The organism is Vagococcus fluvialis (assembly GCF_048815235.1).
In the GTDB taxonomy this organism is placed as follows: domain Bacteria; phylum Bacillota; class Bacilli; order Lactobacillales; family Vagococcaceae; genus Vagococcus.
Genome location: NZ_JBMEAO010000009.1, coordinates 66,518 through 82,750 on the forward strand (window position 1 = coordinate 66,518; position 16,233 = coordinate 82,750).

19 protein-coding genes are annotated in these 16,233 nt (G+C 32.7%); 6 read left to right on the plus strand and 13 right to left on the minus strand.

Features of this window, described 5'->3' with window-relative positions; translation table 11 throughout:
• Positions 1 to 6: 6 nt before the first annotated feature.
• The 3 genes from prmC to ACODH8_RS07455 are packed head-to-tail and all read right to left on the minus strand — an operon-like array spanning position 7 to position 2,536.
• Complete coding sequence (gene prmC / locus ACODH8_RS07445) at positions 7 to 849, minus strand: peptide chain release factor N(5)-glutamine methyltransferase (protein WP_332464742.1); 843 nt, start codon at positions 847 to 849, stop codon at positions 7 to 9.
• Complete coding sequence (prfA, locus tag ACODH8_RS07450; protein WP_332464741.1) at positions 842 to 1,912, minus strand: peptide chain release factor 1; 1,071 nt, start codon at positions 1,910 to 1,912, stop codon at positions 842 to 844. Before prfA ends, prmC begins: the two co-directional genes overlap by 8 nt.
• Before the next feature lie 54 nt (positions 1,913 to 1,966).
• On the minus strand, positions 1,967 to 2,536 hold the full coding sequence (locus ACODH8_RS07455) for a thymidine kinase (RefSeq protein ID WP_332464740.1): 570 nt from the start codon (positions 2,534 to 2,536) through the stop codon (positions 1,967 to 1,969).
• Positions 2,537 to 2,724: 188 nt separating this feature from the next.
• Between ACODH8_RS07455 and ACODH8_RS07460 the strand changes: the two genes are divergently transcribed.
• A complete protein-coding gene (locus tag ACODH8_RS07460) occupies positions 2,725 to 3,336 on the plus strand; it encodes an FMN-dependent NADH-azoreductase (protein WP_332464739.1) in 612 nt (203 codons plus the stop codon).
• Positions 3,337 to 3,350: 14 nt separating this feature from the next.
• Here ACODH8_RS07460 and ACODH8_RS07465 read toward each other — a convergent pair whose 3' ends face one another.
• Positions 3,351 to 4,517, minus strand: coding sequence for an AI-2E family transporter (locus tag ACODH8_RS07465; RefSeq protein WP_332464738.1), 1,167 nt, complete (start codon positions 4,515 to 4,517; stop codon positions 3,351 to 3,353).
• 29 nt (positions 4,518 to 4,546) lie between these two features.
• A complete protein-coding gene (locus tag ACODH8_RS07470) occupies positions 4,547 to 4,900 on the minus strand; it encodes a PTS glucitol/sorbitol transporter subunit IIA (RefSeq protein WP_332464737.1) in 354 nt (117 codons plus the stop codon).
• A 181-nt stretch (positions 4,901 to 5,081) separates the two neighbouring features.
• Here ACODH8_RS07470 and ACODH8_RS07475 point away from each other — a divergent pair, with 181 nt between their 5' ends.
• A complete protein-coding gene (locus tag ACODH8_RS07475) occupies positions 5,082 to 6,107 on the plus strand; it encodes a lactonase family protein (RefSeq protein ID WP_332464736.1) in 1,026 nt (341 codons plus the stop codon).
• 60 nt (positions 6,108 to 6,167) lie between these two features.
• On the opposite strand, the gene ACODH8_RS07480 is transcribed toward ACODH8_RS07475, so the two are convergent.
• The gene (locus tag ACODH8_RS07480; protein WP_332464735.1) at positions 6,168 to 7,106 is read right to left on the minus strand and encodes an NAD(P)-dependent oxidoreductase; all 939 of its coding nucleotides are present in this window, start codon (positions 7,104 to 7,106) and stop codon (positions 6,168 to 6,170) included.
• Between the two features lie 123 nt (positions 7,107 to 7,229).
• Here ACODH8_RS07480 and ACODH8_RS07485 point away from each other — a divergent pair, with 123 nt between their 5' ends.
• On the plus strand, positions 7,230 to 7,775 hold the full coding sequence (locus ACODH8_RS07485) for a TIGR01440 family protein (RefSeq protein ID WP_332464734.1): 546 nt from the start codon (positions 7,230 to 7,232) through the stop codon (positions 7,773 to 7,775).
• Positions 7,776 to 7,815: 40 nt separating this feature from the next.
• On the opposite strand, the gene ACODH8_RS07490 is transcribed toward ACODH8_RS07485, so the two are convergent.
• A complete protein-coding gene (locus ACODH8_RS07490; RefSeq protein ID WP_332464733.1) occupies positions 7,816 to 8,637 on the minus strand; it encodes a LysR family transcriptional regulator in 822 nt (273 codons plus the stop codon).
• 113 nt (positions 8,638 to 8,750) lie between these two features.
• Here ACODH8_RS07490 and ACODH8_RS07495 point away from each other — a divergent pair, with 113 nt between their 5' ends.
• The gene (locus ACODH8_RS07495) at positions 8,751 to 9,755 is read left to right on the plus strand and encodes a YeiH family protein (protein WP_332464732.1); all 1,005 of its coding nucleotides are present in this window, start codon (positions 8,751 to 8,753) and stop codon (positions 9,753 to 9,755) included.
• A 49-nt stretch (positions 9,756 to 9,804) separates the two neighbouring features.
• On the opposite strand, the gene ACODH8_RS07500 is transcribed toward ACODH8_RS07495, so the two are convergent.
• Genes ACODH8_RS07500 through ACODH8_RS07515 form a run of 4 tightly spaced genes read right to left on the minus strand, consistent with a single transcriptional unit; the run spans position 9,805 to position 11,812 of the window.
• Positions 9,805 to 10,350 (minus strand): isochorismatase family cysteine hydrolase, encoded by a 546-nt coding sequence (locus tag ACODH8_RS07500; RefSeq protein WP_332464731.1) that lies wholly within the window; start codon positions 10,348 to 10,350, stop codon positions 9,805 to 9,807.
• 2 nt (positions 10,351 to 10,352) lie between these two features.
• Positions 10,353 to 11,057 (minus strand): 5'-methylthioadenosine/adenosylhomocysteine nucleosidase, encoded by a 705-nt coding sequence (locus ACODH8_RS07505; RefSeq protein WP_332464730.1) that lies wholly within the window; start codon positions 11,055 to 11,057, stop codon positions 10,353 to 10,355.
• 12 nt (positions 11,058 to 11,069) lie between these two features.
• Complete coding sequence (locus tag ACODH8_RS07510) at positions 11,070 to 11,255, minus strand: hypothetical protein (RefSeq protein WP_332464729.1); 186 nt, start codon at positions 11,253 to 11,255, stop codon at positions 11,070 to 11,072.
• An 11-nt stretch (positions 11,256 to 11,266) separates the two neighbouring features.
• Positions 11,267 to 11,812 carry an NUDIX hydrolase gene (locus tag ACODH8_RS07515; RefSeq protein WP_420504718.1) on the minus strand — a complete coding sequence of 182 codons (546 nt, stop codon included), beginning with the start codon at positions 11,810 to 11,812 and terminating at the stop codon, positions 11,267 to 11,269.
• 201 nt (positions 11,813 to 12,013) lie between these two features.
• Here ACODH8_RS07515 and ACODH8_RS07520 point away from each other — a divergent pair, with 201 nt between their 5' ends.
• A complete protein-coding gene (locus ACODH8_RS07520; protein WP_332464727.1) occupies positions 12,014 to 12,721 on the plus strand; it encodes a 5-bromo-4-chloroindolyl phosphate hydrolysis family protein in 708 nt (235 codons plus the stop codon).
• Entirely contained in the window at positions 12,722 to 13,909 is a 1,188-nt protein-coding gene (locus ACODH8_RS07525) for a toxic anion resistance protein (protein WP_332464726.1), read from the plus strand.
• Between the two features lie 28 nt (positions 13,910 to 13,937).
• Here ACODH8_RS07525 and dinB read toward each other — a convergent pair whose 3' ends face one another.
• Positions 13,938 to 15,056, minus strand: a complete 1,119-nt coding sequence (dinB, locus tag ACODH8_RS07530) for a DNA polymerase IV (RefSeq protein ID WP_332464725.1) — start codon at positions 15,054 to 15,056, stop codon at positions 13,938 to 13,940.
• A 236-nt stretch (positions 15,057 to 15,292) separates the two neighbouring features.
• Complete coding sequence (locus ACODH8_RS07535) at positions 15,293 to 16,183, minus strand: DUF975 family protein (RefSeq protein WP_420517654.1); 891 nt, start codon at positions 16,181 to 16,183, stop codon at positions 15,293 to 15,295.
• Positions 16,184 to 16,233 lie beyond the last annotated feature (50 nt).

The window sequence follows — 16,233 nt, forward strand, 5'->3', positions numbered from 1 at the left end:
CTTCCTTTACTTCACTTCAATTATTCTATCTTGCCCATTCAAATCTTTTATGACACTTATGTTTTTTCTTGGAAATCTTTTTTGAAAGATTTGACTAACAGATTCGCCTTGTAAGTAGCCGATTTCTAAATAAATCTTTCCTGTTTCAGAAAGACACTTTTGGCTTTCTTCTGCAATTTTTTCATAAATAGCAAGTCCATTATTTTCAGCAAATAAAGCTGTTTTAGGCTCATGTTCTCTCACAGAGACATCCATAACTTCCCACTCATCATAGCTAATATAAGGAGGGTTAGAAACGAGTATATCAATTTTCTTTTCTTTAGGATAATCAGATAACACATCACTTTCTAGAAAAGTAACCTTTCCTTGAAGTATTTCATTGTTTTCAGTTGCTACTTTTAAGGCTTCTAATGAAATATCAAGACCTGTAACTTCCCAAGTTGGGTTAGCCAAACCTAAAGACAAAGCAATAATTCCCGTTCCTGTTCCAATATCAACAACAGTTAAATTCTCACTCTGATTGTCTTTAAGAATTAAATCTACTAGTTCTTCAGTTTCAGGTCGCGGAATGAGTGTGTGTTCGTTCACTTTATAACGTCGACCATAAAATTCAGTACTACCTATTAAATATTGGACAGGTATATAATTGACTACCTGCTCTATGTCTTGACAATATTGTTCATATTCTTGTTCTGGCATTTCTTTTCTTAAATGAGTTAATAAATCCGTTTTAGTCCATTGTTTTTTTTCCAATAATAAATATTCTGCGGTATAAGACTCCTGACCATTATTTTCTAAAAAAGAAGAAGCCCAATTCAGGACTTCAACATAAGTTTTTAATTTAGTCATTTAATTTTGCCAACTGTTCTGTTTGGTCATAAATGATTAATGCATCAATAATCTCATCCACTTTACCAGCTAATATTTGATCCAATTTTTGAATGGTTAAACCAATTCGGTGATCAGTTACCCTATTTTGCGGGAAGTTATATGTTCTAATTCTCTCAGAACGATCTCCCGTTCCTACAGCTGATTTACGAGTTGCATCATACTCACTTTGGCTCTCTTGTAACATTTGGTCATAAACACGAGCACGTAAAACTTTCATCGCTTTCTCTCTGTTTTTAAGCTGAGAACGCTCATCTTGCATGGCAACTGCTATTCCTGTTGGAATATGTGTTAAACGAACCGCTGAGGCTGTCTTATTAACATGCTGTCCACCAGCTCCACTAGCATGATAAATGTCTACACGGATATCTTTATCTTCTAAATCAAGTTCTACTTCTTCAGCTTCTGGTAAAACAACAACTGTAGCAGTTGAGGTATGAACACGACCTTGAGACTCTGTTGAAGGGACACGTTGAACACGATGTGCACCACTTTCATATTTTAATTTTGAAAAGACACTTTGTCCTGTAATCATGATAGTTACTTCTTTATAACCACCAATACCAGTAATATTAGCGTCCATTACTTCAAACTTCCAACCTTGTGCAGAAGCGTAACTTTGGTACATCTCAAATAAATCACCAGCAAATAAAGCTGCCTCATCTCCACCAGCTGCCCCTCTAATTTCCATGATAATATTTTTATCATCATTTGGGTCTTTTGGTAATAATAAAATCTTAATACGCTCTTCTAATTCTTCTTTTTCTGCTTTAAATTCTGCAAGTTCTTCTTTAGCTAATTCTTGTAATTCATCATCTAGTTTTTCGCTTAATAATTCTTCAGAATCTGCTATTCCTTGAACAACATCTTTATAACGACGGTAAACGTCTACTGTTTCTCTTGTACTAGCTTCTTCTTTAGATAATTCCATGAAGCGTTTCGTGTCACTTACGACTTCTGGATCACTTAACAACTCACCTAATTCTTCGTAACGATCTTCAAGAGATTGTAATTGATCAAACATTTATCTCTTCCTTTCTATTTCTTAACCTATTATACATATTTTTAAATCATTTTTCTATTTTTCCGGATTTAAGTAATGTTTCCTACAAACTGGGAAATAGGATTCATTTCCACCGATTTGAATTTGCTCACCCGTATATACCGGCTTATTGTCAGACATTCTTAAATTCATAGTCGCTTTTTTATGGCAGAACCAACAAATTGTTTTTAATTCTTCTATTTTATCTGCATAAAGAAGTAAATACTTAGAACCTTCAAATAGCTCATTTTTAAAGTCATTCTTTAGCCCAAAAGCCATTACCGGAATATCTAATTCATCAACGACTTTTGCAAATTGAATCACATGATGCTTCTCTAAAAATTGTGATTCATCTACTAAAACACAATACGGTTTAACGGGCAGTGACCTAATTGTTTCGTAAACGTCTGTCTCATTAAAAATTGGAATAGCGTCACGTTTTAAACCAATACGACTAGAAATAACTCCAACAGCTTCTCTAGTATCAATACCACTAGTCATTAAAACAACTGGTTTATCTTGTTCTTCGTAGTTATGAGCGACTTTTAAGATTTCAATTGTTTTTCCACTATTCATTGCACCATGTTTAAAAAATAATTGTGCCACTTGCTCAACCCCCTTGTTTATCCTATGATAGTATACTTTAATTTTAGAAAAAAAGCATTATCAAAGCGAAAAATTCTTGCGGATTCTCTCCTTACTTTCTTTTTACAATTATTTCCTTTACTTTTATTAAAACTATCGTTATAGTAATTAGGAAAATAACTAACAATTAATAAGTAGGGGGAACCACATTGGCAAATCTTTTAGTCGTACAAGCACATCCTTTAACAGCAGATAAATCTCGTTCAGTAGCAGCGCAAGAGGCGTTTATTACTGCATATAAAAATATTAATCCAACAGACACAGTTACTGTACTTGATATTTATAAAGAAGAAGTACCTGAAATTGATGAGTTTTTACTTTCAACTTGGGCAGATGCAGCTGCACAAAATGAATTAAGCCCTAAACAAGTTGCTTCTTTAACTCGTTTTAATGAATTAACTGAGCAGTTTTTATCAGCAGATAAAATTGTTATTACAAACCCTTTATGGAACTTAAGTATCCCAGGTCGCTTAAAACTTTGGATTGATACGATTGTTGTAAAAGGTAAAACATTTACTTACTCTGAAACTGGCCCTGTTGGTTTAGTACCAGAGAAAAAACTATTACATATTCAATCAAACGGTGGTGCATTCGCCGGTGAAGAACCTGGTTCTAAATATTTAGAAACAATTTTTAATTTTATGGGAATTACTGATATTCAACATATTTTTGTTGAAGGCGTTGACCATCAACCAGAACGAGCAGAAGAAATTATTCAAGAAGCTCATGATAAAGCAGCTCATTTAGCTGAAACTTTCTAATAAAAAAGACTAGCTTACTCTGAGCTAGTCTCTTTTTTTGCCTCTTCATAAAGTCCCGATGCTTCTTTATACCAGCGGAATAAATGTGTCACAATAACTTTCATTGCCGCGTAAAATGGAATTCCTAAGATAACCCCCATAATACCAAATATCTTTCCTGCTGATAATAAAACAAAAATAATTGTCACTGGATGAATATCCAATTGACTTCCTAATACTAAAGGTGAAATAAATTTCCCTTCAATTGTTTGTTCGATAATAAAAACGATAATAACAGCTATCAACATTTTAGGTCCATCTACTAAAGCTAATATAATAGCTGGAATTGTCGCTAAGGCTGAGCCCACATAAGGAACTAGGTTTAAAAATCCAGCCAAAATCCCTAAAGTAACACTGTAGTTTAAGCCGATTACTGAAAACCCAATAATAAACATAATAGCCACTGCTACTGCTACCGTCACTTGTCCACGAACATATGAAGATAGCTGTTTATTAATATCAGTTAAAATCATTAACGTTGTTTTTCTTAATTTAGTTGGTAGAAAGTCCATTGTATAAGGTGCCAATTTTTTACCATCTTTTAATAGGTAAAATAGGATAAAAGGAACTGTTACAACTGTCACAACAATATTAGCCACTGCTCCTACAAAGCTTCCAATCCCTGCAAAAGCATTTTTAGAAATAGTTTTTGTAATAGCATTAATCGAATTAAACAACTCGTTTATTGATTTTTCAATAGGATCACTAAACTTCTCAAAAAGTGGTGCATTAAAAAATTCAGTTGTTTTCATCTCTATTGTTTTCCAATAAATTGGCCAATCTTCAATGAAACTTTTAGTTTGATTTTCAATTTTCGGAACTAAAATGATAATTCCCCATGTTAATAAACCAAAAACAGCTACATATAAAATGGTGATGCCTAGATTACGTTTAATTCCTTTTTTCTCCATAAAATTAACAACAGGGTTAAAAATATAATAAAGTAATCCTGAAATAATAATTGGTAGTCCGACAATTCCTATAAATTGAGCCACAGGGGTAAATAAATAGGAAACTTTCGTAAATAACAAAACAATCAGTAAACCTAGTGCTAAAGCTATTAAAGGCATTAAAACTTGATTATTAAAAATCCATCGATTAATCCAGTTTTCTTTTTCTTTATTTAGGTTATTTTTTTCCACTCTTTTCCTCCCCCTCTTCTTTTAGAGTCTTATAAATATTGAATGATTGTTCCTACTTCAATAGTTGGTAACTCATAAGGTTCTAAATATAAAGCGTTAGCCAATTGGTCTTCTTTTCCTACTTCTTTAAAGACTAATGTCACATGGCCCATACTTAATAAATTTTCATCTGCAAGGGGTCCGACTTCTACAATTTTATATTCTTGCTTATCAAATAAGATACTGTTTCCAGCTGTTAATTTATTTTCACTTTTTTTCTCAAATCTTTGAATAACTGAGAAATTTTCTAAAGCTTCTGTGGCACTCTCGTCAAATAATATGATTAATGGTTCTTTCTTACTGATAGCTTCTTTACCAATTGATTTTACAATCGCTTTTTTCATAAAGTTACACCTCTTAAAATTATTTTTCTCAAAATTAGTATAACACAACTTTACTTTTCATTTTATGGTTGAAAAGAGTAGTTGGTGATTTTCAATCTATTTTGACTTCTTTTTCTATATATCCTTATTTTTATTATGTTATAATCTTCATGAGATTATAAATGGAAGGGAAGTTTACTCAATGCAAAAAATGATTTTAGGCTCTTATACAAAAAAAGATAGCCGAGGTATCTATACAATTGAATTAGATACTGAAAAAAAAGAATTAGTTAATCTACAACCTTTAATTCAAGAAGATAATCCAACTTTCTTAGCTACTTCCAAAAAAGAAGTTATTTATGCCGTTTCTAAAGATGGTTCTTTAGGTGGTGTTGCTGCTTATGAAAAATTAGATAATGGAACTTATTCTTTCCTAAATCGAGTTTCTGAAGAAGGCGCTCCTCCTTGTTATGTAGCTGTTGATGAGGTGAGACAACTTGTTTACGGCGCTAACTACCATAAAGGTGTCGTTACTTCTTATAGTATTCAAGAAGATGGTTCTTTAGAACTTGCAGATCGCATTCAGCATATTGGTAACGGTCCTCACGAAAATCAAGGTGGCCCACATGCTCATTATTCTGATTTAACACCTGATAATCGCCTAGTTGTTTGTGACTTAGGAAATGATACTTTATATACTTATGATGTAAGTGATTCAGGAAAATTAACTGAAGTAGCTCAATTCAAAGCAAATCCTGGTACTGGTCCACGTCATATCGTCTTCCATCCAAATGAAGTTAATGCTTATCTTTTTGGTGAGTTATCGAATGAAGTGGTTGTCTTGTCTTATGATAAAACAACTGGTATTTTCACTCAAGAACAAGTGATTTCAACTTTACCAAATGACTTCACTGATTTTAGTGGTGGAGCTGCTATTCGCGTCTCAGCTGATGGTCAATTTTTATATGCTTCAAACCGTGGTCATAACTCTTTAGCTGTTTACAAAGTATTAAGCGAAGGTAACAAAATCGAATTAATTCAATTAATTTCTGTTGAAGGCGACTTCCCTAGAGATTTTGATATTACTCCTGATCAACAAATGATTGTTTTAGCCAATCAAAATACAGATAATCTGACATTATTTGAGCGTAACCAAGAAACAGGAGAATTAACTCTTTTACAAAAAGATATTTACGCTCCTGAAATTGTTTGTATTCAATTTAATTAATAACATATTAAAAGAGACTCATGTATAAGTTAAACAGCTTACACATAAGTCTCTTTAGTTTTAATTTACTTTGTTTACTGACACATCGCTTGTGTCTAAGAAATGCTTCAAATTTGATACAAATATTGGAAACAGACGATTATAATATTGATCTGTAGCACCTGAAGAATGAGGTGTTATTAACACATTTTCTAATGACCATAAAGCACTATCCGCTGGTAAAGGTTCTACTTCAAAAACATCTAAACCTGCAAAACCAATTTTTTGACTTTCACAATGCTTAATCAAACTTTCTGTATGGACAGTCCCACCTCGTCCAGCATTGATAAACATGACACCATCCTGCATTTTGGAAAATAACTCATCATTAAAGAAATAATGAGTTTCTTTGGTATCAGGTAATAAACCAATAACAATATCCATCTCACCGATAACTTCTTCAATATTCTCTTGTTGTACAATATGATCAAAATGAGGTACCTGACGTCCTTTACGGTTAACACCAGTGACTTCTACTTGAAAAACTTGTAAAATCTCTGCTAATCTTTCTCCAATATGCCCTGTTCCAACAATCATAGCTTTTTTTCCATTTAAGTCACTTTGATTTTTTGGACTTGACCATGTTTTCTTCTCTTGAGACAAAACAGCTTCTTTTATTCCTCTAGTATGAACAAAAATCATCCCTAGAATCGACTCACTCATTTGATGACCGTGCACACCACTTGCATTAGTTAACAAAATATTTTTTTCTTTTAATGCTTGTTGATTAATATGATCAACTCCTGCTGATTGAGCTTGTAGCCACTTTAATTGACTATCTTCTGAAGTCAGTATGCTGTTACCAACTTCTTTATCCCAACCATACATAATGGTAATATCCTCACAATTTTTATCCCAATTATCTAAAGTGACTACTTTAAGTCTATCACTTATTTCTTGTAATTCTTTTAATTGGTTTTCTTCAATCGGAACAGTTACTAACAATGTTTCTTTATTCATTCATTATTCCTCCTATTCTCTTTTCTCTATTGTACACAATTCCACTAACTAAAAGTGGCTTTTAACTAAAATTATCTCATTTTGTGCTATAATTTACCTAGATAAATTCAGGAGATGATTGTTATGACAGACTTAAATAAAATAAAAAATGACTTAATCGCAATAACCGAAGATGTAATTGAACAAACAAACATCAGTAAAGGTGATTTATTTGTTGTAGGTTGTAGCTCAAGTGAAATAATTGGAGGCGTCATTGGTCAAAATTCAAGTGAAGAAGTTGGGCGTGTGATTGCTGAAACCTTGATTGATTTACTTGATTCAAAAGAAATTCATTTAGCTATTCAAGGTTGTGAACATATTAACCGTGCCCTAACGGTTGAAAAAGAAGTAGCTCAAAAGTTTGGCTTAGAGGTTGTTTCTGTTGTTCCTAAACTTCACGCAGGTGGCTCTTGTGCCACTGCTGCTTTCAATTACATGAAGAATCCTGTTGAGGTAGAGCATATCGTTGCTGATGCTGGTATTGATATTGGAGATACTGCTATTGGCATGCACATTAAACATGTTCAAGTGCCTGTTAGACCAACCATAAAAAGTTTAGGTGAAGCTCATGTAACAGCTTTGGGTAACAGACCTAAATTAATAGGTGGACAAAGAGCGGAATACATTTAAGTTTTTTATTTATAACTATCAAAAGAGACTGATCGTTGAATCAGTCTCTTTTTTGATAATAGTTTTCTATTTCTTTTGCAATCATTTCAAACTCATTTTGATTAACGTCATGTTTTTTCAACAAATAAAGTGGGCGTAAATAACTTTTACCTAAATCTTTATATGGAAGATGTTCTGGTACACCTCGTTTTGAAATCATACTTTTACCAATACCCCGCTCTAACATTTTAATAATGATCTCATTATTTTTAACCACAAAACGATTCGGCTTTAAATTTTCATTTAGTAAATAACGTTCCATGTAATGATAAACACCAGATGTTTCTTCGCGACTAAGCCACAGATCACTTGTCAAATCTCCTGCTAACACAAGTTGATCTTTTTTAATTTCAATTCGTTGAATTTGATCAGCCAGTAAGGGCATTTCAATAAAACCAAAGTCAATATGATGTTGTGTCATTTCTTGAAGGACTTCTGCTGAATTTTTCATGTCAATTTGAAACATAATCGTTGGGAAAATACCTTTTAAATGGGCTAATAGTTCTGGTAAATAATATACTGAGATTGTATGAGACGCACTAATTCGGCAGATTAAAGTTTCTTCTTGGCTTTCTCTAACCAGTCTTTGTGTTTCTTCCCAGTCATCTTTTAAATTAAGTGCTCTGATATACAGAGTATCAGCTGATTTAGTTGGATGCATCTCTTGCTTGCCTTTTCTTTTAAATAACGTACACTGTAACTCTTCTTCTAGTTGTTTCATCTGACTAGAGACTGTTGGTTGTGAAATAAACAATATTTCTGCTGTTTTCGAGAAGTTTCTTGTTTCATAAGCTACACGAAAAGTTGTTAAATGTTTAAACATTTCTCTCACCTACTATTTATTTTTTCTATAGTTACTATTCTAACTATTTATTTCTCAAATGTAAAAAACAAAGTTATAATTTATTTATAAATTAAATAGGAAGTGTGATTTTAATGACAAAGAATATAAAACAAATAGCACCAGGGTTGATATTATCATTTATTGTAGCAGCAATTAGTAAAGTAATCGCTATCTGGCTACCATCAATTGGAGCGGCAACTATTGCCATCCTTTTAGGGATTTTATTAGGTAACACTTTTTTAAAACAACCTTTTCTAGGTAAAGGAACTAAGTTAGCAGAGAGTAAGTTACTTGAAATTTCTATTGTCTTATTAGGAACTACTGTGACGTTTCAAACAATTGCTCATATGGGATTAAATGGTTTTTCTTTTATTGTTTTACAAATGGCTGGGACTATTGTTGGTGTTTACTTAATCGGTAGAAAAATGGGCTTTTCAAAAAAAATGGGACTTTTAATGGCAGGAGGTAATGCTGTTTGCGGTTCATCAGCCGTTGGAGCCATCGCTCCTGAAATAGAAGCTAATGAAGATGAAAAAGGACAAATTATTACTTTAGTAAACCTTCTAGGGACAGTCTTAATGCTCCTCTTACCCTTTATTGCTACAGGACTTTATTCGGAAGTTTTAACTCAAAGTGCTTTAATTGGTGGTATCTTACAATCAGTTGGACAAGTTGTAGCTAGTGCAAGTATGATTGGACCAGAAGTTGTTGAATACGCAACCTTATTTAAAATCATGAGAATTGTTTTATTAGTTGTTGTGGTTGTTTGTTTTTCAAAATTTACTGAAAAAGACCGTACCCCTGTTAACGTAGAACAAACAACAACTAATAAGAAAAAATTACCCTTGCCTTGGTACATTATTGGTTTCCTTTTCTTCTGCACCTTAAATAGTGTTATTCACTTACCTGTCAAACTCAGTGATGCTGCTCATTTTGTGAGTGGATGGTTTGAAATAACAGCTCTTGCTGCTATTGGTTTACGACTTGATTTTGCTAAATTTTTCAAAGAAGGTATTCGCTTCTTGATTTACGGGTTATTAGTTGGTATCTTACAAATTGTACTAGCCTTAGCTCTCATTTTTCTTTTCAAGATATAAATAAAAAAGCTTTTCAAGAGTGTTTTAAACATTCTTGAAAAGCTTTTGTTTATTTAATCGTTGCACCAAGTGTATTTTTAAAATGTCTTAAAGCCCAACGATGACCTTCTGCATCAAAACTTTGAACACATTTTTCATGAATAACAATATCATATCCTAAATTGTAGGCGTCTACTGCTGTATGTAAGACACAAATATCCGTACAAACACCAGTTAAATGAAGTGTGCTTATTTTTCTTTCTCTAAGGCGGACATCTAAGTCTGTTCCACTAAAAGCCGAGTAATGACGTTTATCTAACCAATAAACATTCTGATCCTCTTCATGTGTTTCGTATAATTCTTTTAAAGAACCAAATAAATCACGGCCCTTTGTTCCCATTAAATTATGAGGCGGAAATAATTTGTTTTCTGGGTGATAGTTATCTGCTGAATCATGTCCATCTATAGCAAAAACAACGTACTCTCCAGCTTCAATAAATTGTTTGGTTAAAGAAACTAAATCCTTTTCAATCCCTTGTCCTTCTTTACCTGTTGTTAACTTACCATCATCTGCAACAAAATCATAGGTATAATCAATTGATAATAAAGCTTCCATTTTTATAGGTCTCCTTTTTTAATCTCTCCTAATAAAGCAATTACCATCTTAGCTGATTTTTCTCCAGCTTCAATAATAAATTCATCAAAGTTAACACTCGCGTTTTCATCTCCTACATCACTCATCGCACGAATAACAACAAAAGGAATATTATACTGATGAGCTACATGAGCAATAGCTGCTCCTTCCATTTCGTTTGCTAAACAGTCAGGAAAATGCGTTTTTATCTCACTAATTTGTTTTTGACTATGAACAAAGGTATCTCCTGAAACAATTAAGCCAACACGGCCGTTTAACATGTTGTTACTTGAAGCTTCCATTGCTGCTTGAACTAATCCAGTATTAGCTTCATAATACAGTGGCATTTGAGCCATTTGTCCATATTCATAACCAAAGGCTGTTACGTCAACATCTGAATAGGCTAGGCGGTCAGAAATCACCACATCTCCTATAGAAAGACCTTCTCCGATACCACCAGCTGAACCTGTATTAATCACTACTTCAACATGATAGTGACTAATTAATAAAGTTGTTGTCAAAGCTGCCAGCGTTTTACCAATGCCTGATTTAGTCACCACCACTTCATGGTCACCTAAATTCCCTTTATAAAAAACAGCTCCTGCTTCTTCCCAAGAAGACATGTTTTCTAATCTATCTTTTAGTATCGTTACTTCTTGTTCCATTGCTCCAATAATTCCTATTTTCAACCTAAACACTCCTTAAAAATTTAATACTAAATAAATCGTTATTACTAATAATACTGCTACAATAACAATCGCTGTATTTAACCACGTATTTCTTTTTTTATTTTTATTAAATTCACGTACACGACTTCTCGTTAAAATCTGAGGATCTTCCTTTTTAATAGGAGGCTCTTCTTTCACTTCTTTTTCTTTTCTAAACATTAGTTGTCTCCTTACTTCTGATTCATTTCCCAATATAGCATAGCATACATTGTTTTAGCATCACAGATTTCTCCGCTTTTTATTTTATCTTTTGCTTCATCTAAAGTTAATGTCACTATTTCTAAAAACTCATCCTCATCTTGTGGAAGGGGATTTTCTACTTTTATTAATCCTTTTGCTTCATAAATAGTTAACTCTTCATTACAAAATCCAGGAGACGCGATAAATTTTGTTACCTCTATCATCTCTTCTGCTTGAAATCCTGTTTCTTCTTCTAACTCTCTTTTAGCAGTTTCTAACGGATTCGTTTCATCTTTTTCAATTTTTCCAGCAGGAATTTCTAAAATACTTTTTTCTAAAGCTTTTCGAAATTGTCTAACAAGAACTAATTTATTCTCTTCAGTAATAGCAATAATGGCAACTGCTCCATTGTGAAATACCAATTCACGTTTTGCTGACTTTCCATTTGGTAATAAAACGTCATCTCTTACAACATCAATGATTTTGCCTTCATAGATTAATTCTCGTTTAGTTGTTACTTCTGCAAATTTATCCATCATTTTTTCTCCTTGAATGTCTTTGATTTTAAGATTATGATACCTTTAAAGGCTTTCCATTTCAATTTAATCTGCTTGTTTTTTGCCTTTTCATTAAGAAAGATGGAAATCCATCCATAGACTGATATGAATTACTATGGACTGTGATAAAATGTTTTTAAGACCAAGATATTTGGAAAAACCATATAGGAGTGAGCCAGAATGAAACAACATAATAATTCAAAACTTTATAAGGCACTCGGTGTGATTATCTTACTAATCCCACTTAACCTTATGATAGGAACAGACTGGGGACTAATTCACCTTGTTCTCTCAGCAACTCTTTTCTTTTCAATTTTTTATGCTGTTTTATTGTTAATTAAGAGCCTAACTAAAAAAGACAATGATTCTAACAAAATGCCTGAATTAACAAAAGAAAAAGAAGCCCATTATACTGAATTTGGTATGAGTGATAAAGAAATTGCCTTTTTTAGAGAAACAATGGCCGAAGCAAAATCTCAAATAACCGTCTTAGAAAAAAATATGCAGCAAGTTGCTAAACTAAAAGCAATTAATCTAAGATACGATACGTTGAAAGCAAGCCGAGCAATGTTTAAAGAAATCGTAAAAGAGCCAAACAAATTACATCGTTCAGATCGTTTTCTTTATAACCATTTACCTAACCTAGTAGAATTAACTTCTAAGTACATTGAAATCAATGACCATGAGTTAAAAACTAAAGACACTTTTGATGCTTTAAATCAATGTGCTGCTGCGATTGAAGAAGTTTCTCAATTAATTGTTAAAGATTATTCTGAGTTCGTTCAAGATGACTTAGATGATTTAGATGTAGAGCTTTCAATTGCCAAACAAAATATTGACCGTGAAAAAGAACTTGAAGATTATAAGATAGATAAGGAGCAAATTTAGATGACGGATGAATTAAAAGACGTTACTCCAGTTAGTAACACACTAGATGATTTATTAAGCAACCCTTTTGAAGCACCTGATGCTACCAAATTAGCCACTCAGGAAGATAAAAAACTACAAACCAACACTTCTGTAGCCCCAAAAGTAATTGATAAGCTACCAGAAGAAAGACAAAAACAAGCACGAGAATTAGCAGCTCAAATTGACGCAACAGATAGTCAAGCTGTTTTAAGTTACGGCGTTGCTGCTCAGCAAAAACTAGGTGAATTTTCTCATACAATGTTAAATCATGTCCAAGCACAAGACATTGGACCTATGGGAGATTCTTTAACTGAATTAATGTATCGACTAAATGAAGCAAGCCCTAGTGAGCTAGAAGCTAGAGATAGCAATATTTTCAGAAAAATGTTTGGCAAAGTAAAACAATCCGTATATGAGGTTACTGCTAAATATCAAAAAATTGGTGCCCAAATTGATAAAATTGCTGTTAAGCTTGATAAAGAAAAAAACGGTTTATTACAAGACAACTTAATGCTAGAGCAACTTTACAATAAAAATAAAGATTATTTTGATGCCTTAAATATCTATATTGCGGCTGGCGAAGTAAAAATTGAAGAATTAGAGATGGTAACCATTCCAGAGGCTATGAAAAAAGCTGAAGAAACTGGAGACCAGATGGATGCTCAAATCGTTAATGACTTAAATCAATTTGTTGATCGTCTAGAAAAAAGAACTTACGATTTGAAATTAGCAAGACAAATTACGATTCAACAAGCACCTCAAATTCGTTTGATTCAAAATACTAACCAAGCTTTGGCAGAAAAAATTCAAGCATCTATCAATACGGCTATTCCTTTATGGAAAAACCAAGTTGCTATTGCCTTAACTTTATTAAGACAAAAAGATGCTGTAACAGCACAACGACAAGTCTCTCAAACAACTAATGATCTTCTAGCTAAAAACTCTGAAATGTTAAAAATTTCAGCTATTGAAACTGCTGAAGAAAATGAACGTGGTATCGTTGATATTGAAACACTTCAAAAAACTCAAAATGATTTAATTGAAACAATTCAAGAAACTCTTCGCATTCAAAAAGAAGGTAAAGAAAAACGCCGTAACGCTGAAATTGAATTAAGTGTTATGGAAGAAGATTTAAAAAATAAATTACTTGAAATGTCTAATCAATAATAGTTTAGGAGAACTCAGCTGAGTTCTCCTATTTTTTATCCCATAGAGGTAATTTAATTAGTTCATATTGTTTCGATTCTAAGTTAGTTACTGTAATCCCTAACAATCTAATCCCTCTTTCTAATAAATCAAATTCATCCCAAATCTGTTTGGCATAAAAATAAATCGTTTCATAATCATCTATGTAATCTGTTAAAGTGATTCTTTTAGTAAAGGTTTCATACTCTTTATCACGGACTTTCAGCACAACAGTTTGACCGTGTAATTGAGCTTTTTTTAATGATTTTTCAACGTCTTTAGCCAGCTCTCTTAATTCAATGACAATATTTTCTTCTACTACAATCAGTTTTGAAAAGGTGTTCTCTCGTCCAACAGATTTTCGGTCACGATTAGGTTCTACAGGACTGTTATGAATACCTCTTACTTTTCGGTACAAAGAATATCCCATCTTACCAAACTCACGAATCAAGTCCATCTCAGACTGATTGTATAGGTCATGACCAGTATAAATACCTAATTCATGCATACGAGGAACTGTTTTTTTCCCTACTCCATGAAAGTCCTCAATGGGTATGTCCATTAAAAATTCTTCTGCTTTCTCTGGTAAGACAACGGTTAACCCTCTTGGTTTTTCGTAATCAGAGGCTAATTTAGCTAAAAATTTATTGTAGCTAACACCAGCTGAACAAGTTAGGTGAAGTTTGTGCCAAATTTCTAATTGAATCATTTGAGCAATTTTTATGGCACTTTTTATATTTTTTTTATTGGTAGTAACATCTAGATAAGCTTCATCTAAGGAAAGAGGTTCTATCATGTCTGTATATTCTCTAAATATATGATGAATCTCTTTTGAAATCTCAGCATAATGACTTCTATTTCCTTGGACAAAATTTGCCTTTGGGCATAACTCATAAGCTTTTTGAGAACTCATCGCAGAATGAATCCCAAATTTTCTAGCTTCATAATTGGCAGTCGTTACTACTCCTCTGCCACCTGTTTCTCTTGGATGTTTCGCTATCACAAGAGGATACCCCTTTAATTCTGGATTGTCTCGTTCTTCCACAGAAGCATAAAAAGCATCCATATCAATATGAATAATTTTTCGTGACGTATCTTTATGTAATGGAAATCTTAATTCATTTGACATGTAACTCCTCCTAATAAGAACGTATGTTTCTATTATAAAATAAAACATAAAAAAAAACCACTAAAGCCGTCGCTTTAGCGGAAATGAAGGTTGTTATTTCACTCTCTCGGTAAGAGTTAAGTATGAAAAACCAATTCGGGATAATTGGTATGTATGTATATTACTCTACTATTCTTAAATATTATTGATTAATCACTTTCAATATAATAAAAAAAGAATGAGAATTATCTCATTCTTTAAAAACTTGTCCACTCTTCGTCTTCTTCTTCAACTTCTTCAAAAGATAAATATTTATCCTTTGCTAAGTCATTGTAAAAGGCTGCTTTAGTTGTTGTTACATATGGATTAATCCATAATAAACCGATACCTAAAGTTAAAAATCCTAATAAGTACCATCCAATGAAGCTGACATCCAACCAAAACAATCTTCCTTTATGTCCATGCATTAAATCACGACTTTCAGAGATAAAGCTTGTTGCTCCCATTCCTCTGACATCTTTGTGTGTTGCCAAATCTTTATAAATAAAGTAAGACTGAGAATAAGAGTAACTTTTTATAATCCCTGGAATAACAAATAACAGTGACCATAACGCCGTAAAGATATACGTTAAAATATTAATTAAAAAGATTGGAATAAAGTCAATGCCATTAAACACTCTAAAAGCATCTTTAAATTCCATAGACTGATCTTTACCTCTTCTAACAACATCTAAGAATGTAAAAGAAATACCTACCATTAAAAATGAAATGACTAAATTCATGATTGGTGCCATAAATGATGATGAGCTTGCAGATGCTGCTGCACTGGCAATTGATGAACTTGATGATGAATAATCATCATTATATTCTTGATACCAACTATCTACCTCATCTTCAAAAAAGTCTTCGTCAAACATTTGCTCAATATTAGTTCTACCAACATTACTTTGACTCTCGAATGATTCAAAGCTTGAACTTGTTGCAAACATTGAAATAAAGAAAAACATTCCTGCGACTAATAGTCCTATTAAAAACATAGAAATCATTTGTAGAAGGGACGGGACTAAATTTAAAATAACCGCTTCTTTCCAACGCCCTTGCAAACTATTTCTTGCTTCTTGTTTCAATTGTCCTGATGTTTTATACATAACTTCCCCTCCTTTTGTATACACAAATTTTACCACTATTCTATTTAATT

Coding starts and splice junctions, on each gene's coding strand:
- prmC (WP_332464742.1), bottom strand. CDS start 849: ATGACTAAATTAAAAACTTATGTTGAAGTCCTGAATTGGGCTTCTTCT.
- prfA (WP_332464741.1), bottom strand. CDS start 1,912: ATGTTTGATCAATTACAATCTCTTGAAGATCGTTACGAAGAATTAGGT.
- ACODH8_RS07470 (WP_332464737.1), bottom strand. CDS start 4,900: ATGAAAAAAGCGATTGTAAAATCAATTGGTAAAGAAGCTATCAGTAAG.
- ACODH8_RS07475 (WP_332464736.1), top strand. CDS start 5,082: ATGCAAAAAATGATTTTAGGCTCTTATACAAAAAAAGATAGCCGAGGT.
- ACODH8_RS07480 (WP_332464735.1), bottom strand. CDS start 7,106: ATGAATAAAGAAACATTGTTAGTAACTGTTCCGATTGAAGAAAACCAA.
- ACODH8_RS07485 (WP_332464734.1), top strand. CDS start 7,230: ATGACAGACTTAAATAAAATAAAAAATGACTTAATCGCAATAACCGAA.
- ACODH8_RS07490 (WP_332464733.1), bottom strand. CDS start 8,637: ATGTTTAAACATTTAACAACTTTTCGTGTAGCTTATGAAACAAGAAAC.
- ACODH8_RS07495 (WP_332464732.1), top strand. CDS start 8,751: ATGACAAAGAATATAAAACAAATAGCACCAGGGTTGATATTATCATTT.
- ACODH8_RS07500 (WP_332464731.1), bottom strand. CDS start 10,350: ATGGAAGCTTTATTATCAATTGATTATACCTATGATTTTGTTGCAGAT.
- ACODH8_RS07510 (WP_332464729.1), bottom strand. CDS start 11,255: ATGTTTAGAAAAGAAAAAGAAGTGAAAGAAGAGCCTCCTATTAAAAAG.
- ACODH8_RS07515 (WP_420504718.1), bottom strand. CDS start 11,812: ATGGATAAATTTGCAGAAGTAACAACTAAACGAGAATTAATCTATGAA.
- ACODH8_RS07520 (WP_332464727.1), top strand. CDS start 12,014: ATGAAACAACATAATAATTCAAAACTTTATAAGGCACTCGGTGTGATT.
- ACODH8_RS07525 (WP_332464726.1), top strand. CDS start 12,722: ATGACGGATGAATTAAAAGACGTTACTCCAGTTAGTAACACACTAGAT.
- dinB (WP_332464725.1), bottom strand. CDS start 15,056: ATGTCAAATGAATTAAGATTTCCATTACATAAAGATACGTCACGAAAA.
- ACODH8_RS07535 (WP_420517654.1), bottom strand. CDS start 16,183: ATGTATAAAACATCAGGACAATTGAAACAAGAAGCAAGAAATAGTTTG.